The sequence below is a fragment of the Phycisphaerae bacterium genome, assembly GCA_024102815.1.
Taxonomy (GTDB): domain Bacteria; phylum Planctomycetota; class Phycisphaerae; order UBA1845; family UBA1845; genus JAGFJJ01.
Window position 1 is genome coordinate 157,062 of record JAGFJJ010000069.1, and the last position, 22,207, is coordinate 179,268.

The window sequence follows — 22,207 nt, forward strand, 5'->3', positions numbered from 1 at the left end:
CAAGCGAAATCGGACAGGAAGAATTGGCGTTGATCGGGAGGCCATGGAATGAGCGACAGCCCGCAGGAAAAGGAATCCAAGGTCGAAGCGGTGAAGCGGGCCAGCCGGCACCTCCGCGGGACGATCGCCGAGACGCTCGCTTCCGACGCGACCCACTTCGCCAAGCAGGACGAGCCCCTGCTGAAGTTCCACGGAACGTATCAACAGGACGACCGCGACGTCCGCCACGAGCGACGCAAGCAGAAGCTGGAGGAGGCCTACCAGTTCATGGTTCGCGTGGCCATTCCCGGCGGCGTTCTCGATGCCGACCAGTATCTCGCACTGGATGCATTGGCGGAGCGCTACGGGGGCGGCTCGCTTCGAGCGACCACGCGGCAGGGTTTTCAGTTTCACGGCATTCTCAAGAAGAACCTCAAGGCCACGATCAAGGGCATCAACGACGCCCTCTTGACCACCATTGCCGCCTGTGGCGATGTGGAGCGCAACGTCATGGCCTGCCCGGCACCGCTGCCGGATGCCGCGCACGAGACGCTGCGCCGCGTTTCGCGCGAAATCGCCGTCGCCCTTCGGCCGAGCACACGCGCGTATCATGAAATCTGGCTCAACGGAGAAAAGCACCTTACGAGCGAGCCCTCGGCGGATGAAGAGCCGTTTTACGGCGAAACCTATCTGCCGCGCAAGTTCAAGACCGGCGTCGGCCTGGCGGACGACAATTGTGTCGACATTTACTCGTACGACGTGGGCCACGTGCTCCTGCTCGACGGTTCGCGCGTGCGGGGCTTCAACGTGCTTGTCGGCGGGGGCATGGGCATGACCCACGGCAAGGCCGACACGTTCGCGCAGATCGCGCAGCCGCTGGGATTCGTCGGGCCGGAGCACGCCGTGGAGGCGACGCGCGTGATCGCGGCCATCTTTCGCGACCACGGAAACCGGGCGGACCGTCGTCACGCGCGCCTCAAGTACCTTATTGCCGAATGGGGCATGGAGCGCTTCCGCGAGGAATTCCGGAAACGGGCTTCGTTCCCGCTCGAGCCGTGGGTGGAGATTCCCCGTCCGGGTTTCCACAACCACCTCGGCCGGCATGAGCAGGGCGGCGGGAAACTGTTCTACGGCATCTATATCGACAACGGTCGTATCCGCGACTTCGATCACGCGCGCATCAAGACGGCGCTTCGCGAGATTGTATCCCGGCACAAGCCGGGGCTGCGCGTGACCGCGGAGCAGAACATCCTCTTGACCGATCTTTCGGAAACCCAAATCGCGGACATTGAGAGCATTCTCCACGCGAACGGAATGAAGACGGCCGGGGAACTGCCGCTTGCCCGTCTGGACTCCATGGCCTGCCCGGCGCTGCCAACGTGCGGTCTGGCGATGGCGGATTCGGAGCGGGTCATGCCGGGCGTCATGTCGCAGTTCGAGGAAGCGCTGGCCGAGCTGGGACTCGAGGGAGAGCCGATTACCATTCGCATGACGGGGTGCCCGAACGGGTGCGCGCGGCCGTACAGCGCCGACATCGGACTCGTGGGACGGCGCCCGGGGCTCTATCACGTCTACGTGGGCGGGAGTCTCTCGGGAGATCGCCTGTCCGACTTGTACGCCGCCGACGTGGAGATGGACGGGATTGTTCCACTCGTTCGCCCGCTCCTTCAAAGCTGGGCGAAGCGCCGCAGCGCCGGCGAGGGGCTGGGGGACTTTTACCAGCGGCTCCTTCAGCGCAGGGACATCCGCACGACGCTGACCGGCGGCGAAGAGCCCACGATGGAGACCTTGCGCCCGCTTCTTTGAGGAAACGACATCGCGCTGCAAATGCGTACAACGGCTGTCATCCTCGCCGCTCACGGCTCTTACGCGGAGCCGGCCGTCAATGCCCAGATCAGCGACTGGGCGGGTCAATTGCGCCACCGCGGCGTTGCCCGGGAAGTTCTTGCTGCATTCCACCAAGGTTCGCCACAATTCCGCGAAGTGCTGGATGGCATCGGCGGTGAGGCTGGCGTGGTCGTACCGGTGATGACGAGCGAGGGGTTTTTTGCCAGCGAGTTTCTGCCGGCCGAGCTGGCCAGGAATGGGCGATTCGGTTCGATGGACGTACGTATCACGCGGCCAGTTGGCACCCATCGCGATGTCGTTTCGTTGATTGCGGATCGGGCCGGGCAAATGGCATCTGCATTCGACATTCGGTTGAGCGAAGCCGTCATCGCACTGGTGGGTCACGGAACTCCGCGACACCGGGCGAGCCGCCGGGCGACGGAATCGGCCGCGCAACTTCTGGGCGAAGGGCAGCGGTGCAACGAGGTCATCACCGCGTTTATCGACGATGAACCGGCGATTTCGTCGGTCCTGGGTCGAACGGAGGGGCGGGATGTCATTGCAATCCCGTTTCTGATTGGCGCAGGGCCGCATGCCGTTCAAGATGTTCCGGCGGCGCTCGGACTTCCGTCGGAACCGGGTGCGGTGCCGCCGTTCTCCGGACTCGTCGGCGGGCGTCAGGTCGTCTGTGACGCACCGATCGGAACGCATCCCGGCATCCTCGGGATCATCGAATCGCTGGTTCGAGAGGGAATAGACGCGCCGGTCATGCGTGGAGCAGAACCCCATGCCGTTTGACGCAGACACGTCAGCCATACCTCGCAGGGGCGTCGTGTACATCGTCGGAGCCGGTCCCGGTGATCCGGGTTTGATCACGGTCCGCGGGCTTGAATTGCTCGGCCGAGCCGACGTGATTCTCCATGACCGTCTGGTTACGGACGAGATTCTTGCGCTTGCCCATCGTGACGCTCGGCGCATCGCCGTTTGCACCCTCGGTTCGGATTCCGCCACGCGCCAGAGCCGCATCCACGAGTTGTTCGTTGAGTACGCGGCCGCGGGGCAGACCGTGGTCCGGCTCAAGGGCGGCGACCCGTTCGTGTTCGGGAGAGGGTTCGAAGAGGTCCGGGCCTGTCGCGATGCGGGCATTCCGTGCGTGGTTGTGCCGGGGGTTTCAAGCGTGATTGCCGGACCGGCCGCCGCGGGCATTCCACTAACCGATCGCAACCTGGTTCGCACGGTGGCTTTCGTCACTGGACGCATTTCGCCCGACGCCGAAGCGCCGCCCATCGATTTTGCGGCGCTTGCGTCGATGGACACGCTCGTGGTGCTCATGGGCCGCGAGAACCTCGGTGCCATCTCCCGGACACTGATCAAGGCCGGAAAGAATCCGGCCACGCCCGCTGCCTGCGTGGAACGTGCTACGACGCCCGAGCAGCGCGTGATCGTGTCGACGCTGGTCGACCTTCCGGCGGTCGCCGATCGCGAAGGCCTCACCTCTCCGACGGTCATCGTGGTCGGTCCTGTGGCGGCGCTGGCGGAAGAGGCCAAGGATGTCTGTGCGATGTTCATGGTCGAGCAGTCCAGCCAATCCCCGCTTTCCCCGTGATCGAACCTGCGGGCGGCGCCGGTCGTCGCGCCGCATGTCCTCTACAGGAAATAACGCGCAAGGGCGCTCAGTCGGCCGCGCGATTGAAGTGAGCGCCCTGCGTCCGGGACGGCGTAGCAGTATTGTGAAGCGGGTTCCAATGGCTGTAGTATCCACTCCATGTCCGAGACCGAGGCGCAGAACGTGGCGAGTTCCGTTGCGAGTGGCGGCGATCCGGGGGGCGAATTGAAGGCGGATTCAGCGGTTGAGGTCGATGGGCCGGTCATCGCGGACCGGCCGTACTTTTCGAAGAGATCGAAGGCCCGCCGAGAGGGGTCTCGGCGAGCATGTGGCAGTGCCACCGAACACGGAACCGAGCGTCAAGGAACTGGCCTGCGCGACACACAGGCGTTCCAAGATCTGGGAATGCGTTCTCTGCGCCGAGAATCCGCGGTACGTTGTTTCAGCGAGATAATCGTCAAGCGGGTGCGCAGAATCTGCGCTGGCAAGCGCGGTCATCCCTGAGGACTTGGTAATTCTGAGAAGTCGGGGATTATCCGGGTGGGTATCCTGGGAATTGTTGGCGGAGATTTCACAGGATAAGTCGGTCTTTAAGTTGCATAACGAAGAAGTTGGGGGTGCATTGGCCGTTTCGGTCGCGGTGAACGAAGTGTCGCATGCGGATGGGTTTGCGGCGGCAGGCATGCCAATTGCCCGGCCATGTAAGTTGCAGACCGGTCGGGGTTTGCGCGCAGGAGGCCGCGCCTTTCGTTCATGGGTGCGGTGCGGAAGACATACCGGCTCAGGAGATGCCCGCCATGACGCGATTCAAGTCATCAAGTACGTGGTTGACGGTGATGTTGTGTGCGGTCGGACTTGTCGTGCTGGCCGGTTGTCCCGTTGTCGTGCCGCCCGGGAACGACAACGACAACACGAACGTGAATGACAACGACAATACGAACACGAACGACAATACGAATACGAACGATAACGACAACACCAACGTGAACGACAACGACAACGACAACGGGGAGCCGGGTCCGGCGCAGACCTTCCCGACGAGCCTGCACTTCCAGCGCACCGGCAAGGCGTACTTCTATGCCGAGGAGAACGGCGGGTTCGAGACGATCACGCAAGTTCCCATGGATGATCTGGAGTGCCAGGCGTGCCACGCTGCCACCCTGGCCGACGGCACGCCGGTCGATGCCGAGACGTACGTTCCGAGCTGCGCGGATTGCCATGCCGACCCGGGGGATCCCGGGGAGGTGGCCGACAGCACCTGTCTCGGCTGCCACTCCCGTCAGGGCGCCGAGCAAGGCCTCTATAGTGACGTACACCGGGACATGGGCTTCACGTGCATGAGCTGCCACGCGCTGAGCGAAATGCACGGCGACGGGACGGAGTACAACTCGCTGCTGGATGACGGGGCGATGGTCACGCGATGTGAGAACTGCCACAATCCGCCGCCATCCAATTCGGCCCACACCATTCACACGGCGAGCGTCGATTGCTCCGCGTGTCACGTGCAGTCCGTGATTTCGTGCTACAGTTGCCACTTCGAGAGCGAGGTCGTGGGCACCGGGAAGCGGTTCTTCACGCCGCCGCGGAAGGACTTCAAATTCCTGGTCAATTTCCGCGACAAGGTTCACACCGCGACGTTCCAGTCGCTGACGTATCAGGGCGAGTCGTTCTACGTAATCGCTCCGTACTACGCCCACACGGTGACGGCCGAAGTCAATTGCGGGGATTGCCACGGGAACGCGGCCGTGCAGGAATACAACGATACGGGCATGATCACGGTTACGTCGTGGGACGAAGACACGCGCACGCTGACGGGCCCGTCGGGCGTGATCCCGATTCCGCCGGATTGGGAGACGTCGCTTCTGCTGGATTTCCTGGACTACACGGGCGATCCTATGACGCCGATCCCGGATACGGATCCGGCGCTGTGGGAGTACCTCAAGACCGGCGCCGACCTCACACAAATGCTCTATGGTGAGCCGCTGACGGCGGAGCAGATCGGAAGTCTTTCCATCAGCTTCGGCGGCTGACGTTCACGCGACCAATGGAGAGGGTGCTGATGCCGAGTCTTTCTCGGCCGGCACCCTTTCTTTTTATTGACCGGGTTTCCATCAGGCGGCAACGCGGAAATAATACTCCGGAAGGCGCAGCGCGAAGGCGCGACATGACGTGGGCGCTTCATGCTCATTTACCCAGGGAGGTGCTGGCGATGCACCGACAGCCGCTGCTGGAGTTGCTCGAAAGGCATGCAGCTTTCGATGCCGCCGAGCGGGCAAGTCTGGATCGGATGATCCGCTTCGTGCGCGAGACGCCGGGCTGCTTCGAGCGATCCAACGCGGTGGGGCACATGACCGGTGCGGCCTGGTTGCTCAGCCGGGACGGTCGGCGCGTGCTTCTCCATCAGCACCGCAAGCTGGGCAAATGGCTTCAGCTCGGCGGCCACGCGGACGGCGATCCCGATCTGCTTCGCGTGGCCATGCGCGAAGCGCGGGAGGAATCGGGCATTCAGGGGATTGAGGCGGTTCACACGGCGATTTTCGACGTGGACGTGCATGAAATTCCGGCGCGCGGTGACCGCCCCGCACACCTGCACTTCGACGTGCGTTTTCTTCTTCGCGTAACCGGGAGCGAGGCTTATCAAAGGAGCGAGGAATCTTTCGCCCTGGCCTGGATGACCGGAGAGGAAATCGACGTTCTCGATACCGACGAGTCGGTGCGCCGGATGAACCGGAAGTGGAAGTCAGCGCCGTTGCCTGCGCCGTGTACCGGACCGATAGCGTGAGCGCGCGTCAGGAACGATCGATAAACCGAGCCTCCGAGACCTTTCCGTCCTCAACTTCCAGCCGCAGACAACTGCCCATTTCATCCGGCGTGAGACCGCCCTCCTCGGAGCGAACGGGGGTGTAGTACAAGAACGCGGGACCGATCTCTCGTGTGGGCTCTCCAAGGATCTGGAGCACCTCCTCGCGCGTCTTGCCTTTCAGGGGATTGCGGTTGGATAGGTCGATGGCCATGTGGAACCGTGCCAGTTCGCCTCCGGTGGACCATTTCTCTTCTGAAAATGGCGCCGATTGGACGTTCTTGAGGTATCCGACATAACCGACATCTTCGAGTCTTCCCTCGACATTGAGGTTCACGAGCATTTCAGGTGTCCGGTCGTGTGAGCCCTCCACGGTAGGGAAAGCGTAGATCAGGCGATGAAGGTACCTGTAGGCCGGGCCGAGAATCGCCACGGCCTCATCCGTCGAATTCCCAGCAAGCTTGCCGCTTGCCGCCAGCGACTTTGCGATCGCATTCCATTGTTCGCCCTCGGCGGTTTGAATCCCCGCGAATTCAGATTCGGGCGCCTTCGGCGTCGGCGTGTTCGCGGGCGATTCCGTCTTGCTCTCCTCCGAGCCAGCAGCGGTTGTCGCGCGGGAACCCGAATCGCCTGCGGGTTCGGTTGAAACGGCGGGCGTCGATTCCGAATTCCGGTGATCCGCAGCGGCCGGCTTCTCGCTCTCCTGCCGACAGGCAACGACCGTCAGCATCAGCGGAAGCGCTGCGCAAATCGCTCTCCAAGGTAGCATTCCGATTCTCCGGTTCGCTTCAATATTTCTGCAACGGCAAGAGACTCGCGCGCGGTCCCAATTGGTCCGGCGCCGGCTCCGATTCGCCACTTGCCATTATGCCGGTTGGAAAAGTCAATTCAAGTCGAAGAGGCTGTTGTCGTCCCGCTCGCCGAACCAGCCGATGTTCCATCGCGCGGGGTCGGCAGGATAGAACCCGCTGGACCACGTGAACGTCCGCTCGTGAGCGTCGATGTGCCCGTCGCACCAGGCTGCATTTGCCTTGCCGGCGTGGCGGAAATGAATGGAAGGATCGGGCCGTGCCGTCGGATACTGCGGATGGAAGCGTGGTTCAATGAAGCTGTACTCGATGAGTGTATTGGCTGCGAACGCGGTGTCAGCGAACATGAGCGTCTCGGCCGGGCGGGCAACGCGGTCTCGGAGCACGCCCAGACGATCGTTCACGATGACGGCCTCACCGGTCGGGAAGTAGCGTGATTCCGTTCCAATGTAGGACGAGTTGTATCCGAATCCTCCGGCGCCGCGTTCGAAGCCGCCGCTGGACCGTGCAATTTCCTCGGCGGGAAAGGCCGGGCATTCACGGATCAGCGCATCCGCCCCAAGAAACGAAGCGAGCGGACCAGAGGCCGGATCGAATGGATCATTGACGCGCTTTCTCGATCCGTGCCAGCGATGGAGGTTCTTGCGGCGTTCGGCCATGCCGGGGCAATAGCGTCCCTGGCTGGACTGGGCGTAGAGCTCATTGGCGATATTCAATTGACGGATGTTCGAACTACAGACGGTTCTGTACGCCTGCCGCCGGGCGGAGGTCAAGCCGGGGATCAGGATCGAAAGCAAGGCCCCAATGATCCCTATCACGACCAGCATCTCCAGGAGGGAGAAGGCCGCGCGGAAGCGGGGGAGGCCTGCCTGGATTGGTCGAGGAATCACCGCTGTCCTCCGAGGCGCCGCACGAACGCAGACCAGTCCACAAGGGTCACGATGTCATCATTGTCGTCGTCCAGGAATGGGCATTCCGCGTTCATCGGACCTGCATGATTCAGACAGCGCTGAAAACACGCAGCATCGGCCAAGTCAATGTCCAAGTCGCCGTCGCAATCGCCGAACCGGTCCGGGGCGACGTCCGAAACGGCATCGATCTCGGGTGATTTCTCACCAATAACCTCAATGACGATGTCGGCGGCGTTGGTCAGGCGAATGAAGTCGAACCCGCCGATGTTGGCCGATACCCCGGTTTCGGGGTCGACCGCCCAGGCGATATCAAAGGCATCTCCTCCGCCGCAGCGGGGACTGAGACCTGCTCTTCCGGGATCGTCGGGAACGGTGTAGAACTCGTCCGGTGTCATCGACGTGTCATCGACGTTGTTATCGCCATCGAGGTCACCCAAAAGGAGTGTTGGCGTATACTCCGCGTAACCCCAGATACCCTCCACCGCGGGGTCGGGGGACGGATTCTCGACAACCGGCATCGCGAAGATATCCGCGGGGAGCAGAAACCCGGAGGTCTCCCACGCCCCGGTTTGCCCGGGCGGTATCCAGGAAAGCAGTGTCGGCGGCAGGGGAGTAGCCGGGTTATCGTCCCACGTTTTCTCGGCGCGTTGATCATCGGGGACATGCAGGTGGGAGCCGGGAATGAGGTACCATCGTTCGCCGCGATCCGCTTCGATCAGACCGCTTCCGTCGGCATCGAGGGCGATTTCGATCGTGGCGCATTCGGCCCAGCGGCGCTCGCCGTTGTCCGATACGTAATGGGCGTTGCCGAAGACGATCGCATCCATGCCGAAAGGATTGAGCGGATGATCTTGCACGACATGATCGAAACGGAGCGTTATCGATCCTCCGAATCCGCCGAGCGTCACCAACGAGCTGAATGCCGGGGCGAATGTCCCGCCGCCCTCGGGCGGGCCCAGGGCCAGGGAGGGATCATTCAGCTCCGGGTCGTTGACGAACTGTCCGGGAGCCGGATCGTAGGAGATCACCTCGACGGCGAAGGGAGTCTGGGCGAAGGATTCGACGGCAAGCAGAGCAACAGCTGCGAGCGTTAGAGCGCAACGGCGGCCTTTCCTGCGGGCAGGAGGGGTTGCGAATACGCTCACGCGGTGGGAGCGACTCATCGGAATCTACCGTCCTTTCCGCGCGCGAGGCCGGATGGAAAGCGCCAAGCTGCCCGTGATGATGAGGAGAGCGCTGGCGGGCTCAGGAACCGCGTAGACGTAGACCGTGTCGCCGTCGCGAAGGAGCAGTTCGCCCCTTGGAAGATTGTAATTCACATCGTAGACATTGAGATCGGAGAGGTCATCGGGGTCGAGCCGGCGAAGTTCGCCTGCGTCCGCCGGGTCGGCCGGGGCTCCGCCCGAAGCGGCCCGCAGCACGACATCGCCGCGAATCAATGCCGCAAAATCGATATCGGTTCCGAAGTAGTCGCCTCCCCCGATCAGGAGATTTCCCTCGCCGTCGAAGACCATCGGCGCGGCCGAGAGGGTATCGGCGACGGTGGCCCCATCGTTCTCGAAGTCCAGCGGGTTGCCAGCGTCGACCGCGTCCTGCCAGTCGGCGAAGGGGAAGTAGCGAATCTCCCCCGTGCCGCTGGGGCCCGTGGTCGCGAAGCCGTTGCTCGTGTAGAGGTTGCCCGCGGTGTCGAAGGCAATACCGCCGGAAGCGCCGCCAACTGCTTCCACCACGATGGGATTGACGGGATGAACGGGGTCGGCGCTGGCGGTGTCCAGCAGGCTGACGTAGGCCGGTTGTCCGAACTCGCCGGCTGTAAGTGCCAGATTCTTGGCATCCGACCATTGGGCATCAAAATGGCTTGCCGAAAGCCATCGGCCATCGAGAGTAGCCGTTTCGAAAACGCCGACTTGATCGTTGGTGAAGCTCGACCCGCCCCCGTTGCCGACTGCGAACGCCTCGCCGTCGGGGGAGAATCGAAGAAATCCCGCGCCGAAGCTGCTGATATCGGCTTGCGGCAACTGACCCAGCGGGTTGAACAGCCGGGAGCCGGCCTGCGATTCCGCGTACAGCGTCGCGCCCGCCAGGGAGAAGATGCGCCCGTCGGGATGCACGTCGAATGTCGACGTACCAGGCGGAAGCGTAAAGGATCCGGTGAGGTGATAGCCATCGAACGTTCCACCCAACGCGCTGCTTGTCCGGATCGACCAGACTATTCCCGCCAGGAGAATAGCCTTGACCGCTCGAAGCCTCGTGCGTCGCCGCGAGATCACGTCCACTGCATCTGCTCCTTTCTCCGCCGGGCGGCCGATGACCCGCGGCCTGAGCGACGAACAAGGGAAAGAAAAAACCCGGCGTCTCGACGGATCGAGGGCCGGGTTCATCGTTTCACCATGTGGAGCAGCCATTCAGCCCCTGCGGACAGGGTGGAGATTGCATCTCACCAGGGAAAGCGCGGAACGCGGCGCCTCAGTCCCCGAAGGCACCACATCAACGCGATTTCGACCGGCAGGTCTTCTGGCTTACGGATCGTCCTACTGACCACGCCTTCTCCGAAGGATGCCCGGGCCATATCTGCCCGGCTCCTGCGAATGGCGGTTCGTGGTGTTCGTACCCGATTACAGCGGCGGGTCCGCGGTGGATTTGCACCACCTTCCCTTTTGACCCGTGACGAGCACGGGCGCACCAGTCATCGCGAACTATGCAATTGTCAACGGCCGGGGATCACCCTGCCGATCGCAATCTCTACTCCGGTGGAGTTTCGGCGTCAAGAGAAATCCTGCGTGCACGGCTCGGCCGACACTGAACGAGGGCATCCTGCAATGACATCATCCGTGCGGGAGGACGGATTCCTCGCGCGAGATGCGAACGCCGCGATCGCGCAACTCCCGCAAGACAGTCTCGAAGAGGCCGGGACGTGCCGCCACCTGCTCCGGCGCCCAGACGCCTGGCTCGTGAAAGCGCTCGGATGCCAACATGCGGGCCATGGCCGTGCAGGGGAAGGCCGTGGTTCGAGCCATCGAAGTCGTACCCGTGGGGCGGTCGGTCTCGTCGTACAGGTCATATGCGATGCGGACCGAATGACCTCCGCGAACGCCCTCGACGTACGCTCGCAACACGGTGAACTCCTCCTCGCCGGGTTGATAGGTCCATTTCGGAAAGAGGAGTCTCGCGGTCAGATCGATCGGCCGGACGTTGATGCCGGCGACGTCGATCGGCTCTTTCTCGAAGAGACCCGTTTCCCGGAACGCCCGCATCAGGTCGATGTGTCCGGGATAGCGCAGCGTCTTTTCCCGCATGTGGGGAATATTCATGGTGAAGATCAGGCTGCGGAGCCCGTCGGTATTGAAGGCTTCGAGCGTGCCGATTGCCGGGAAGTCGAGCGGCTCCGATTCAGAAAGCGCCGGGCGGGTAATGACCTGACCGTTCTCCACGAGGCGCGCCGGGCGCGTGTACTCCTCGATGACATCGCTCGGAGCGAAAGGCGCCTTGTATTGGAAAGGAAGCATGCGGGCTTTGGGCAACCCGCCGACGAAGATGTCGGCCCGGAGCGTCTTATCAAGAACAGAAGCCTCGTAACCCGCGATCATGTTCGAAAAGCCGGGGGCGACGCCGCAGTCGATCACGGCGACGGCACCGCTCGCCTTCGCGCGGTCCGAGAGGTCGAAGGCGTTCTCGGACATGAAGGATATGTCCGCGTAGCGCTTGCCGGCATCGACCACAGCGCGCAGGGTCTGGAATCCGAGCGCGGAGGGCATGGCCCCCAGAACAAGATCAAACTCCGCCACGAATTCACGGACGCGAGCCTCTTCAGCGAGATCGATACAGCGTGTGTGGATCGTTGGGTTTTGACCGAGTCGGCGCAGGTTGCCCTCGCGGACATCCGCCACAGTGACCTCGAACGCCGCATCGGCGGCAAGATCACGAGCCATCGTCGCTCCGACCATCCCGCAACCCAGCACGACTGCCCTGGTCTTCATCGGTGTTCCTTTGGTTCATTCGCCCGGACCGGACTCTCCGCGATCCGCGCCAGCGCGGGCGGCGCGCGTCCCGCCGAAATCAGAAATATCAATAGTGCCAGGAAGATAACGCCGGCGCCGGCCAGATTCCACGTCGGCGGAACTTCACCGATGACGAGAAACGTCCAAACCGGGACGAGCACGGGTTCGACCATGGTAATCAGCGAGGCTCGGTAGGCCTGAACGCGGGCCAGACCCAGTGTGTAGAGATAGTAGGGGAGTCCGAACTGGATCACACCGAGCAGAACGAGCAGGAGCAGTGACCGAGCGGAGAGGCCCAGCCCGTCCACCAATGCCGCGAACGGCAGAATCAGAAGTGCCGACCCCAGGTTGTTCAGCGTCGTAACGGCCGCGGAGTTGGCATCCTTCATGCGACGAATCATAAGCGTCAGCAACGCAAAGAAAAGCCCCGCACCGAGTGCGTTCATCAGGCCGAAGAGATCGCCGCTTGCTCCGCCTCCGAAGATCATGCCCACGCCGATGATGGCGAGAACGAGTATCCAGATGTCGCGGCCGGCGGCGCGCTCCTTGAGGATCCATGGGGAAAGGCCGAACACCCAGAATGTCGAGGTGTATTGCAGGATGATGGCGTTGAGCGCTTCGGTCCGCGTATTGGCCACGACGAAGCAAACGGTCATGAGCGTGAAATAAAGAACGCAGCTCCACGCAGCCGGTCTGAGCGATAGCAGGGGTTGCGCCTGGCTTTGCGCGCGCTGAGGGCGACGCAACGTGCGAAAGCCTCTCCAGGCCAGCGGAATGAGAAACAGCCCAGCAAAGAGCGAACGGTAGAAGGCGATGGTCACGCCGCCCGGGCCGCGTCCTTCGTCATAGACCAGTTTGATCAGAACGCCGTTGAGGCTCCAGAACAGCCCGGCCAGAAAGAGGACTACGATACCGATACGCTGGCGGCGCGTTTCGGCAAGATGATCGTCAACAGCAAGTGATGCAGCTCCGGCCGGCATGCCCCTATCGTACCGGGGTGACTGCAAAATCGTAAACCGATCCTGCCCCGTGGCGGCAAAAGAAAACGACCGCCGCTCGACATGCGAGGCGGCGGCCGCTCTTTGTCGGGATCGGATCCCGGGCGGAGACTAATTCGTGGCCTTGGCGTTCCGCTCGTCCGGAGGCTGGTAATTGGTTACCTTGAGGGTTCTCCATTCGGAACCGTCGAAAGTGCTGGTGGAGGCCATTGACCGGTAGAAGTTGATCTTCCGCAAGACCGGCCCGAGTTTGCCAAGGATGCCGACAAGCTTGCCGACCATCTGCTGCCCCTGCGGGTCCGGTATGGCCATGGCGGCCATCCCCAAGCCCATGCTCGCGCCACCGACGGCGTCCGCGAGTTGCGACCCGAGACGCCGCTGATCCGTGAAGCTCATCGACCAGAAATCACCCTTGGGCAGCACGGCTTCCGCCATGACGCGTTCATTCTTCGCGACACTGGGATGCTCGCCTTTGGCCGTCTGGAGCACGGCATGGACGCCCTCGGCCGAGGTGCCGAATATGACGAAGCCGTCGGCCGTTCCCCAGACGAATGGTTGCGCGGGAGACATCGCCATCGTGATCCGGCTGAAGCCATCGAGCCCCTCGTAGGTCTCCGGGGAGACCTGCATGCGGAGCATTCCCAGCATGGGCTGCTGAGCGGCGAGCTGTTGAACCATCGAGCTGATCGCGGCGATACCCTGGCCGATCTTCTCCTTGGCCTTGGCTTCATCCGTCACTTTCATCATCCAGACGTTGGCTGAGCCCAACTCTTCGGAAAGGGTAAGGGAGATCGATCCTCCCTGAACCCAGTCGAGCACATCACGCTGGACGTTGAACCCGAGACCCTGCTGCATCTGCTCCCATTGTGTGAGCACGGCCTCGCCTTCCGGACCGTACGACTTGACCGTGTTTCGCAGAAACTCGTACAGGCTGTTCAGATTCGGCCCCGTGCTCAGTGAGAATGATGCCGTCTCCTTGGGCACGTAGCGATCGAACTTCGCCATCATCTTCTGCTTTCCGAAAACAGGGTAGATGGCGCGCTCGGAGGCGTTCTTGACCAGCACGGCCCGCGAATCCTCGAACACCGAGTAGCCCTCGGAATAGGTTGTTGAGGCGATGTAATCCACGATGCCAACGGCACTCAACACACGGTCCGCAACCGAAAATGCACCGGCCACCGCCGAACGCTGGGACTGGCGCTCCGCCGCGGCAATGGCCGCCTTGTAGGCCTCTTCGCCGCGCAGGCTGGCAAGATCTTCGTCCTTGCGAATCTGGTTGGGGGCGTAGAATCCGGCGTCCACCGACTTTTGCAGCCATTGAAGGGCTTCCGTCTTGTTTCCCGTCAGCGCGTGGAAGCACGCCAGGTTGTACATGACCAGGGAGTTGTTCGGAGCCAGGTCGTATTGTTTCTGAGTGAGCGCCAACGCCTTTTTGTAATCTTTGGCGTCGTAGGCCGCGAAGGCGGCTTGGTGGAGTTCCTTGACCTCCTCGCTCATTTCCGCGTTGACGGGATGATCCTCGCCGCCGCCTTGCTGCATGGCGACAACCTTCTCCGCGAGACCCCGCAGCGGCTCGAGCATGGTCTGCATGTCGAAGAAGACCATCGCGCTCTCGGCGGGCTTGAGCGGCTCGAAGGCCTTCCTGTAGCGGTCGGTTGCCGCGAGTGACTTCCCGCCGCTCTTGTTCATTAGCGCCAGCGCCTCGTTGGCGATGTCGCCGAAGCCGAGGACGATCACATCGTCCTTTCGGGCGAGCGAAATCGACATCGGCGGCTGCATGTCGCGTATACGCAGAACGGTGACGTCGGCTCCCTCCACCTTGGTGGTTTCCATATCCATCGGGTCGTCCGGAGCAAGCTTGGCGACCTCGTCTTTCAGCGTCTTGAGAATCGCCTTCAGGCCCTGCTCGTTTTTGGCCACGCTGTCGCTCTCGCCGCGGAACAGCCAGAGCATGTCCGGCGGGCCCATGGAGATGTTGTCCCCTTGCTGCCGGACCTTTGCCATCCGCTGGGCGTAGACCATTTCCTTGGCCGCGAGTCCGCTCCAGTCCACGCCGGTGATCAGGTCGTGGATCATGGTCCGGTACTCGTCGACCTGGGCCTGCTGGCTGCTGCCGAGGGCGCCGGTCATCATGCCCATGAGGTCCTCGAGGATGCCGGAATTGTGGAAGGCTTCGAAGACTTCGCCCCAGTACTCCTCGACGAACTGGCTTTCCTTGTCCGTCCGCCCCGCGACGCACAGGAAGACGTCGGCCGGGACCGCCTCCGGCAGTGTGAACTTCTGACCGGCCGCCTGGACCGGTCCCGCCCCGAGCGGAAGCATGGCCGCAACCAGCGCCAATGTGATTGTCCGCAGACCCGTTGATGCACGTGACATGATGAACCGTCCTTCCAATGGTTAAACGCTGCGACGCACCGAGCGTTGACGTGCGAGCTGAACCCGATCCTCGCTCCAAATTCTCTTCAACACCCGTTAAATCTACCCGATGGATTCGTCCGGAGACAGTACAAGCTTGTCGGCGGAAACAAGTTCTTGCAAGCGGGGCCAAGGTGCAATGAAGTGTGGGCAGGAGCGGCAGCGGCTAAGCGCATTCTGCAAGTTCTGCGGAGCATCGTCCGTCGGAACCGCGGACCGGCGAGGAAACGCTGCCGGGGTCGAGGTAGAATCGGCGGACGTGCGGATCGGCGAACCATGCTCGACAAGCCCATGAGCGATGAGCCCCAGCTTCCCCCCGACGCCTGCGTGGCGTTGGATACACCCTGCATCGGCTGCGGGTACAACCTCAAGACGCTGCCGGTGTCGAGGCATTGCCCGGAGTGCGGAATGAGCATTGATCAGACTCTTCGCACGCCTCGTGGACGGTGGGTCGCTCGGCTCTTGGGGTTCACAGCAACGATGATGGTGAGCAACGCGCTGGTGTACGGGTTGGGCCTTTATTGCCTCTACAGTAGACCGAGCTACCACGGGCCCGCGCAAATCAGCTTGGTATGCGTCGCGCCCATGCTTTCGGTGCTTGTACTTTCATTGCTGGCCCTACTGACGGGCAGGCTGTTTCTCAAGTATCGAACCTTTCTGCCAGTTGCGGCTCCCCTATTCGCCGTTTTGTTCCTCCTTTGGCCGTTCGTCCTTTCGTCCAGCTCCCGATTTACCGCAACTCCGACGGACGTGGTAGTGATCATTGCGATGCTTGTCGGGCCTGCTTGGCTTAGCGACGTTGTGCGCTCGGTGTTGTCAAACATGAACTTTCCGGACCGTCGGATAAGACGGAGAGTGCGTGTTGCCCAAGGCGTCTCGTGGGTCATGCTGCTATTGGGCATGCTCAGTCTGTATAGTGCGTTGGATTTTTCGTACCCCCGCCTGCTCTTTCTCTTGATCAAATACTGGGAAGATTGGCAAATCGGAACCGCCCTGGGGTTCATGAATGTCGCCTTGGGCTACTGTGTCGGGCGAACGGCTCAACACGTTGCTGGAAGACTAAAGCGGTTTGTCCTACCGCCCTTCCGCGTGAGCTGAAACCTGGGGCTCGGAAGAGGTGCATCGGGGATGCACCCTACAGCGAAGATGGTCCGCACGGCGGAGCCTACAACCCCACCATATTGTACCCCGCGTCCACGAACATGTTCTCGCCCGTAACGCCCGAGGACAGGTCGCTGGCGAGGTAGAGGGCGGTCCGGCCGACCTCCCCGGCGGTGATGTTGCGACGCAAGGGGGCCTTGCGCTCCACCCAGTCGAAGATCTCGTCGATGCCGCCGACGGCCATCGAGGATAGCGTCTTGACGGGTCCGGCGCTGATGGTGTTCACGCGGATGCCTTGCTGCCCGAGTTCCAGGGCCAGGTAGCGCATGCAGGCCTCGAGGGCGGCCTTGGCCACGCCCATGACGTTGTAGCCCGGCACGGCCTTCTGGCTGCCGTAGTAGGTCATGCCCAGGATCGACCCGCCGCGGGGCATGATCTCCCGCGCCCGGCGGGACATGGCCACGAGCGAGTAGGCCGAGATGTCCAGTGCCTGGAGGAACACCTCGCGGGGGGTCATTACGAACTGCCCGGGCTTGAGGAACGCCCGGTCGGCGAAGGCGATGGAGTGCACGAGGAAATCGATGGAGTCGAAGCGCTCCCGGGTGGCGGCGAACAGGGCGTCGAGGTCCTCGTCCTTCGAGGCGTCACAGGGAATTAGCCAAGGCTCCCGAACGCCGATTTCCTCCAGGGCCTTCGACACCCGCCGCTCGTTCTTCTCGCCCGGTAGATACGGAAATCCGCAGGCCGCGCCCTCCGCCACGAACGCCTGGGCGATGTGGCAGGCGATGCTGCGGTCGTTGGCGATGCCGAAAACGAGTCCCTTCTTGCCTGTGAGCAGTCCCATGTCGAAGCCCTCTGCTGATTCCGGTCCCGAATCGTTTGACGGGGGATGATAACGCGGCCGGCGGAAGTTGCGAAGCGCCTCGACGGAGGGGGGAAACGGGCGTAGTTTCACAGCATGTTCTCGCGGCGGAGGTTCAGAACGGCGACGAAGTGGCTGGCGACGGTGTCGGCGCTGCTGCTGGCGGGGGCGTTTTGCTTGAGCCTGGTGCGCGCGGTGTATTGGACGAGCCCGTCGACGCGGTATCAGGTCGGTCTCCACTCCGGCCTCCTCGGAGTGGGATGGCGGCCGCCGGGGTGGAATCGCGCGGAGGAGAAGTATCCGGCGCCGCCGGGATGGTCGATGAAGTACCCGCCATGTATTTCGAGGCCGAGGTTCTGGACGTTTGGAGGTTCTCTGAAGACCTGGGAGTGGTTCAACCTGCCGCTGTGGATTCCGTTCCTGCCGACGGCGGTCTTGGCCAGCTGCTTGTGGTTGGTTGATCGCAGGAGAAAACAGGCAGTTCAATTGGATAGGGAGGATCGCGCGGGCTAAATCCGGCGGCACACAAGCCTCTCCGCGTAGCAGAACTTGTCAAGGTTGCACGTCTGGGGGGCATCGCCACAGCAGAGGGCCGTATCGCGGAATTTGGATCATGCCGTCCGGCAGGTCGCCCGAGCGGTACCCGGTACTCATTTGACCCTGGCGCAGATGGCGTAGACAGAGATGAAGACAGTCGAATACCGACATTGACAAGCCCAACCCACGCCATCCGTAATGGGGTACGAATCCTGGAGGTAGTTGGCGTCAGTGGAACTCCAGCAGCCGCCTCCGAGCACCTTCTTTCCCGCAGGACAATGAACAACCGCGTAGTCGGTGTCGCCTTCCGTGTTCGATACAATCTCGTACCCGATGTCAATCGCCCCGCCGAAGTAGACGTCACCGCCGTCATTGTTTACAAACAACGTGGAGGTTGCGCCGTTGTTGCGGGCCATGATCTCGTTGCCGTCGAGGGCCACGTTGATACCGGTTGTCGCGCCGATCACGACGGCGCCGCCTCCGCTGACACCCACATCGTTGGTCGATTGGGCTTCGATCGCGTAGCCGCTGCCGTTGGTCTTGGCAATGACCGCGGAGGCATCGCTGACGGAATTGTTGATCTCGAATTTTCCGGCCGCGTTTTCTCCGATCGTATAGCCCGAAACGGCCACGCCGTCCCCCGTCGTCGAAGCAGCTAAGGCATCGGTGTCGTTCGATGCGTTGGTGATGCGGAAATGCGCACAGCGTCCCGTTCCTTTCTGCTCCGCGTAAATGGTGGGACTGCTGTTGCCGGAAAGCTCGGTCAGGAACGAGGCCGCCCTCCCAGACCCCCAGGCATTGCCCTCCACGGCTGGTCCGGACGAGAAGTTTTTTGCTTGAACGCCGGGACCCGTGCCGATCGATGACGCCAGGACGGCCGGCTCGCTGTTGCCCAAACTGTTTATGAAAAACTCGCCACCCGGGCCGATGCCGTTCTGAAACACGTACAAGGTGGGCTCGTCGCTGCCCGCATTGCCCGCGCTGAACGTGGCCGCGCGGCCAGTGCCGGTCTGGGTCAAGGCCACGGCGCTCTGCGAAGTGCTGACTGTTGCCGTGTAGGGCAGAACCAGATTCTCCGCGCGAGCTGAGCGGATTGCGTACGGTGCCGGGGCAATGCGCTGGCGTGGCGAAAGCGTTGTCCATGTGCCCACGGGATACTCAATGCGGACCTCGATCCACAGCGCGGCGCCGGAGAATACCTGATCACCGAAATCGACTGGCGTGACGAAAAGGCCGTTCGTGAGGTTGACTGAAACGGGGCCATAAATGGCCGGGTACGTACCGCCGGTAGCGTCAGTCCAGAGCCAAAACTGCATGTTAACTGGTCCGTCGACGGGTGCCCCGTTGTGCTTGAGCTGTCCCTGGTAGGTGAAGGCCGTTCCCATCGGAGCAGCAGCGGCCGCGCCACCTAGGGAAAGGCCCACTACGACAGTCCAGAATCGATGATGCGACATGGCATGTTCCCCAGAGGCTTGGCGCCAAGAAACAACTGCGTATGAGCAATCCTTGGCCAACCCGACAATTCAGTTTCCCCTGAACGCGTGCTGAAACAAGGCAATATCAGCGAGATCGATGTCCAGGTCGTGGTCGAGATTGAGGCAGCCGCAGCCGGTCGCGAACAGGTCGGCGGGCCCTGCGAGGCAATTCCGGAGGTCATCGTAATCCAGAAGGTCCACGTTGCCGTCGATGTTGCAGTCGCCGGGGTCCAGCGGGAACCAGAATCCTCCGGCGAGTTCCAGGCTTCCCCCAGTGAGAAGTCCGGCATCAGGCTGAGCGATCGTTGCGTGGAGCTCAAGACCGCCACCGGTGCTGGAGACCACGCCGCCACCGTCGATCGTCCAGCGCGTCGTGCCCGGCTGACCATCAGGCTCAAGAACCGGCAGCAGCATCAGCAATATGGGGATAGCAGACATCGGCTGGCTCCAGACCAATACGATTCAGCAAATACACTTTCTGGTCAAGGTACTAAAATTACCAATTTGCTATCGTACGGAATTGAGGCTTGCGATTCAACGGCAATCCATAGCCGGCTCTGCGCACGCAGCGACTTCACGACTTGCTCACAACGGAGTGCAAGTCCGAGATTCTTCGCAAACCAAAGTATTGGAGGCCCAAGAGATAGGCTGGGTTCAGTCGCGCGAGGGGAACGCGCGAAGACGATGCTCCTTACGATTCCACGCCCCCGAACCGGCGCTCGCGGGCGGCGAAGTCGCGGATGGCGGCGTTGAGGTCGGCCTCGGTGAACTCCGGCCAGTGCTTGGGCGTGACGTGGATTTCCGCGTAGCTGATCTGCCATAGCAGGAAGTTGCTCACGCGATACTCCCCCGAGGTGCGTACCAGCAGGTCGGGATCGGGCAGCCCTGCGGTGTAAAGCGACGAGCCGACCAGCGCCTCGTCGATTTCCGCCGGGTCGAGCCGGCCGGTCTTGATGCCTTCGCCAATCGATCGAACCGCGTCGACGATCTCGTCCCGGCTGCCATAGTTCAGCGCAAGGCAGAGCGTCAGGCCGCTGTTGCTTCGGCTTTGTTCGACCGTGCGATCCATCTCCTTCAGCACGACATCCGGCAGGCCCGCTCGCCGCCCAACGTGCATGAAACGGACGTTGTTGTTCATGATCGTGTCCCGCTCGGCAACGAGATAGCGGGCGTAGAGGTCCATCAGAAACGAGACCTCGTCCTTCGGCCGTTTCCAGTTCTCCGTGCTGAAGCTGTAGAGCGTGAGCACCTCGATTCCCAGCCGGGCGCAGTGGGTCACGATGCGGCGGACGGTCTTGGCGCCTTCTTCGTGCCCGCGATAGCGGGGCTCACCATGGCTGCGGGCCCACCGTCCGTTGCCGTCCATGATGATGGCGATGTGGCGGGGGAGGCGCTCCCGGTCGATGCCGATTTCGATCCGCGGATCAATGGGGTCGTGGTGCGCGCTGCTCATGGTAAAGAGGCGGGCGGCGGTGGGGGAATTTGTATCCATTTCGACAGTTCACCGCGAACAAGCGTCTGCGACCGCTCCGGCCCGACGCCGACGAGATTGACGGGCGCCCCGACGAGTTCCTCCAGCCGGGCAAGATAATCCAACGCCGCCCTCGGGAGATCATCGAACTTCGTTACGTCGCGGAGGCTATCGCTCCAACCCGGCATGATATCCAGAATCGGCCGGCAGTGCTCCAGCCGTTGAGTATTCGCCGGAAACGTGCCCAGCCGCTCCCCGGCGTGATCGTATCCCGCACAGACGCCGATCTGCTCGAACCCGCTGAGCGTGTCCAGGTGCATCACCGCCAAATCCGTCGCTCCGGACAACTGAACCGCGTACTTGCAGGCCACCGCATCAAACCAACCGCATCGCCGTGGACGGCCGGTGGTCGTGCCGAACTCGTTCCCCTGGCGGCGAATGCGCTCCCCGACGGCGTCGTGCAGCTCGGTGACGAATGGTCCGGAACCCACACGGGTGGCGTAGGCCTTGCACACGCCGATCCGGCTCGTCACGAGCCCATCCGGAACGCCGGCTCCCGAGCCGATTCCGTGGGGACCGGTGCTGCTGGACGTAACAAACGGGTAGGTACCGTGGTCGACATCCAGCAGGACTCCGTTGGCACCCTCGAACAGGATCAGCTTGTTCTGTTCGAGGGCTGCGTGCAGCTCCGCGGTGGTATCACCGATGTTCTCGCCAAGCCGCTTGCGAGCCAGGGAAAGCGCCGCAACGACGGCATTCGCCTCAAGTCCGCCGTCGCTCCCGTAAAGAGTCGTGAAGACCCGCTTCCGCTGCTCGATGACTCGCCCGACACGGTCCTCCAGTCCGGCGTCGTGCAACAGATCGCCGAATCGTACCGCCGTCGAGCGCCGCGCTTTGTCAGCATAACAGGGCCCGATGCCCCGCGCCGTTGTCCCGATTTTCGTTCCTTCGCCGGCGGAACTCTCCCCGAGCTGGTCTTCCAGTTTGTGGTAATCGAGCACGAGGTGTGCTCGGTCGCTGATTCGTAGCCTGGAGCGGACATCCATTCCCCGGCCGACCAACCCGTCAATCTCCTCAATCAGCTTGATTGGATCGACGACGACGCCCGGACCGATAACGATCTCCATATCTTCGTGGAGGGCTCCGGTGGGCAGCAGGTGCAGGGCGAACTTCTCCCGACCGACGAATACGGTGTGGCCGGCGTTCGCACCGCCGTTGTACCGAACGGCGACGTCAAAGTGGGGGCAGAGGAGGTCCGTGATCTTCCCTTTGCCCTCGTCACCCCAGCCGAGTCCGAAAACGCAGCAATGTCCGGGGGGTCGCTGGGGCACAGGGGATCGGTCCGAATCGAATGCCGGGCTCAAAAATGGCGCATCGGGGCCAAATGGTTGCAAATCAAGGCGTTATCGGCCGATCCC

Annotated in this window: 18 protein-coding genes and 1 riboswitch; of the genes, 6 read left to right on the forward strand and 12 right to left on the reverse strand. The window is 62.4% G+C overall.

The features are described from left to right. Window positions 1-48: 48 nt before the first annotated feature. The 5 genes from J5J06_16850 to J5J06_16870 all read left to right on the forward strand — a co-directional run bounded on the left by J5J06_16850 (window position 49) and on the right by J5J06_16870 (window position 6,194). Window positions 49-1,785, forward strand: a complete 1,737-nt coding sequence (locus J5J06_16850) for an NADPH-dependent assimilatory sulfite reductase hemoprotein subunit (protein MCO6438765.1) — start codon at window positions 49-51, stop codon at window positions 1,783-1,785. 21 nt (window positions 1,786-1,806) lie between these two features. Next, window positions 1,807-2,604 (forward strand): hypothetical protein, encoded by a 798-nt coding sequence (locus J5J06_16855; protein MCO6438766.1) that lies wholly within the window; start codon window positions 1,807-1,809, stop codon window positions 2,602-2,604. A gap of 16 nt (window positions 2,605-2,620) precedes the next feature. Continuing rightward, window positions 2,621-3,412, forward strand: a complete 792-nt coding sequence (gene cobA, locus J5J06_16860) for a uroporphyrinogen-III C-methyltransferase (GenBank protein MCO6438767.1) — start codon at window positions 2,621-2,623, stop codon at window positions 3,410-3,412. 797 nt (window positions 3,413-4,209) lie between these two features. After that, window positions 4,210-5,442 (forward strand): hypothetical protein, encoded by a 1,233-nt coding sequence (locus tag J5J06_16865; protein MCO6438768.1) that lies wholly within the window; start codon window positions 4,210-4,212, stop codon window positions 5,440-5,442. 257 nt (window positions 5,443-5,699) lie between these two features. Beyond that, window positions 5,700-6,194 (forward strand): NUDIX hydrolase, encoded by a 495-nt coding sequence (locus J5J06_16870; protein ID MCO6438769.1) that lies wholly within the window; start codon window positions 5,700-5,702, stop codon window positions 6,192-6,194. Window positions 6,195-6,201: 7 nt separating this feature from the next. On the opposite strand, the gene J5J06_16875 is transcribed toward J5J06_16870, so the two are convergent. From J5J06_16875 to J5J06_16905, 7 genes are all read right to left on the reverse strand, one after another. Continuing rightward, on the reverse strand, window positions 6,202-6,981 hold the full coding sequence (locus tag J5J06_16875; GenBank protein MCO6438770.1) for a hypothetical protein: 780 nt from the start codon (window positions 6,979-6,981) through the stop codon (window positions 6,202-6,204). A gap of 114 nt (window positions 6,982-7,095) precedes the next feature. Next, window positions 7,096-7,911: a prepilin-type N-terminal cleavage/methylation domain-containing protein gene (locus J5J06_16880; GenBank protein ID MCO6438771.1), complete on the reverse strand. Its 816-nt coding sequence runs from the start codon at window positions 7,909-7,911 to the stop codon at window positions 7,096-7,098. Continuing rightward, on the reverse strand, window positions 7,908-9,095 hold the full coding sequence (locus J5J06_16885) for a hypothetical protein (protein ID MCO6438772.1): 1,188 nt from the start codon (window positions 9,093-9,095) through the stop codon (window positions 7,908-7,910). The genes J5J06_16880 and J5J06_16885 overlap by 4 nt, the downstream gene beginning before the upstream one ends. A gap of 6 nt (window positions 9,096-9,101) precedes the next feature. Next, the gene (locus J5J06_16890; protein ID MCO6438773.1) at window positions 9,102-10,208 is read right to left on the reverse strand and encodes a hypothetical protein; all 1,107 of its coding nucleotides are present in this window, start codon (window positions 10,206-10,208) and stop codon (window positions 9,102-9,104) included. Window positions 10,209-10,418: 210 nt separating this feature from the next. Continuing rightward, a riboswitch (cobalamin riboswitch) is annotated at window positions 10,419-10,634 on the reverse strand. A 123-nt stretch (window positions 10,635-10,757) separates the two neighbouring features. Then, window positions 10,758-11,909, reverse strand: a complete 1,152-nt coding sequence (locus J5J06_16895) for a saccharopine dehydrogenase NADP-binding domain-containing protein (GenBank protein ID MCO6438774.1) — start codon at window positions 11,907-11,909, stop codon at window positions 10,758-10,760. Then, window positions 11,906-12,910, reverse strand: coding sequence for a DMT family transporter (locus tag J5J06_16900; protein ID MCO6438775.1), 1,005 nt, complete (start codon window positions 12,908-12,910; stop codon window positions 11,906-11,908). Before J5J06_16900 ends, J5J06_16895 begins: the two co-directional genes overlap by 4 nt. A 129-nt stretch (window positions 12,911-13,039) precedes the next feature. Next, entirely contained in the window at window positions 13,040-15,304 is a 2,265-nt protein-coding gene (locus J5J06_16905; protein MCO6438776.1) for a DUF3352 domain-containing protein, read from the reverse strand. 315 nt (window positions 15,305-15,619) lie between these two features. Between J5J06_16905 and J5J06_16910 the strand changes: the two genes are divergently transcribed. Beyond that, a complete protein-coding gene (locus J5J06_16910; GenBank protein ID MCO6438777.1) occupies window positions 15,620-16,441 on the forward strand; it encodes a hypothetical protein in 822 nt (273 codons plus the stop codon). Window positions 16,442-16,508: 67 nt separating this feature from the next. On the opposite strand, the gene J5J06_16915 is transcribed toward J5J06_16910, so the two are convergent. From J5J06_16915 to J5J06_16935, 5 genes are all read right to left on the reverse strand, one after another. Continuing rightward, window positions 16,509-17,288 carry an enoyl-ACP reductase gene (locus J5J06_16915; protein ID MCO6438778.1) on the reverse strand — a complete coding sequence of 260 codons (780 nt, stop codon included), beginning with the start codon at window positions 17,286-17,288 and terminating at the stop codon, window positions 16,509-16,511. A gap of 668 nt (window positions 17,289-17,956) precedes the next feature. Beyond that, the gene (locus J5J06_16920) at window positions 17,957-19,297 is read right to left on the reverse strand and encodes a hypothetical protein (protein ID MCO6438779.1); all 1,341 of its coding nucleotides are present in this window, start codon (window positions 19,295-19,297) and stop codon (window positions 17,957-17,959) included. 69 nt (window positions 19,298-19,366) lie between these two features. Beyond that, a complete protein-coding gene (locus tag J5J06_16925; protein ID MCO6438780.1) occupies window positions 19,367-19,756 on the reverse strand; it encodes a hypothetical protein in 390 nt (129 codons plus the stop codon). A gap of 253 nt (window positions 19,757-20,009) precedes the next feature. Continuing rightward, window positions 20,010-20,771, reverse strand: coding sequence for an isoprenyl transferase (locus J5J06_16930; protein ID MCO6438781.1), 762 nt, complete (start codon window positions 20,769-20,771; stop codon window positions 20,010-20,012). Then, window positions 20,768-22,120, reverse strand: a complete 1,353-nt coding sequence (locus tag J5J06_16935; protein MCO6438782.1) for an adenylosuccinate synthase — start codon at window positions 22,118-22,120, stop codon at window positions 20,768-20,770. The genes J5J06_16930 and J5J06_16935 overlap by 4 nt, the downstream gene beginning before the upstream one ends. Between the last annotated feature and the right edge of the window lie 87 nt (window positions 22,121-22,207).

Bases quoted from the DNA above. Each gene is read 5' to 3' on its own strand.
- J5J06_16850 (MCO6438765.1), top strand. From the start codon at position 49: ATGAGCGACAGCCCGCAGGAAAAGGAATCCAAGGTCGAAGCGGTGAAG.
- J5J06_16855 (MCO6438766.1), top strand. From the start codon at position 1,807: ATGCGTACAACGGCTGTCATCCTCGCCGCTCACGGCTCTTACGCGGAG.
- J5J06_16865 (MCO6438768.1), top strand. From the start codon at position 4,210: ATGACGCGATTCAAGTCATCAAGTACGTGGTTGACGGTGATGTTGTGT.
- J5J06_16870 (MCO6438769.1), top strand. From the start codon at position 5,700: ATGATCCGCTTCGTGCGCGAGACGCCGGGCTGCTTCGAGCGATCCAAC.
- J5J06_16875 (MCO6438770.1), bottom strand. From the start codon at position 6,981: ATGCTACCTTGGAGAGCGATTTGCGCAGCGCTTCCGCTGATGCTGACG.
- J5J06_16885 (MCO6438772.1), bottom strand. From the start codon at position 9,095: ATGAGTCGCTCCCACCGCGTGAGCGTATTCGCAACCCCTCCTGCCCGC.
- J5J06_16895 (MCO6438774.1), bottom strand. From the start codon at position 11,909: ATGAAGACCAGGGCAGTCGTGCTGGGTTGCGGGATGGTCGGAGCGACG.
- J5J06_16900 (MCO6438775.1), bottom strand. From the start codon at position 12,910: ATGCCGGCCGGAGCTGCATCACTTGCTGTTGACGATCATCTTGCCGAA.
- J5J06_16905 (MCO6438776.1), bottom strand. From the start codon at position 15,304: ATGTCACGTGCATCAACGGGTCTGCGGACAATCACATTGGCGCTGGTT.
- J5J06_16910 (MCO6438777.1), top strand. From the start codon at position 15,620: ATGCTCGACAAGCCCATGAGCGATGAGCCCCAGCTTCCCCCCGACGCC.
- J5J06_16915 (MCO6438778.1), bottom strand. From the start codon at position 17,288: ATGGGACTGCTCACAGGCAAGAAGGGACTCGTTTTCGGCATCGCCAAC.
- J5J06_16920 (MCO6438779.1), bottom strand. From the start codon at position 19,297: ATGTCGCATCATCGATTCTGGACTGTCGTAGTGGGCCTTTCCCTAGGT.
- J5J06_16925 (MCO6438780.1), bottom strand. From the start codon at position 19,756: ATGTCTGCTATCCCCATATTGCTGATGCTGCTGCCGGTTCTTGAGCCT.
- J5J06_16930 (MCO6438781.1), bottom strand. From the start codon at position 20,771: ATGAGCAGCGCGCACCACGACCCCATTGATCCGCGGATCGAAATCGGC.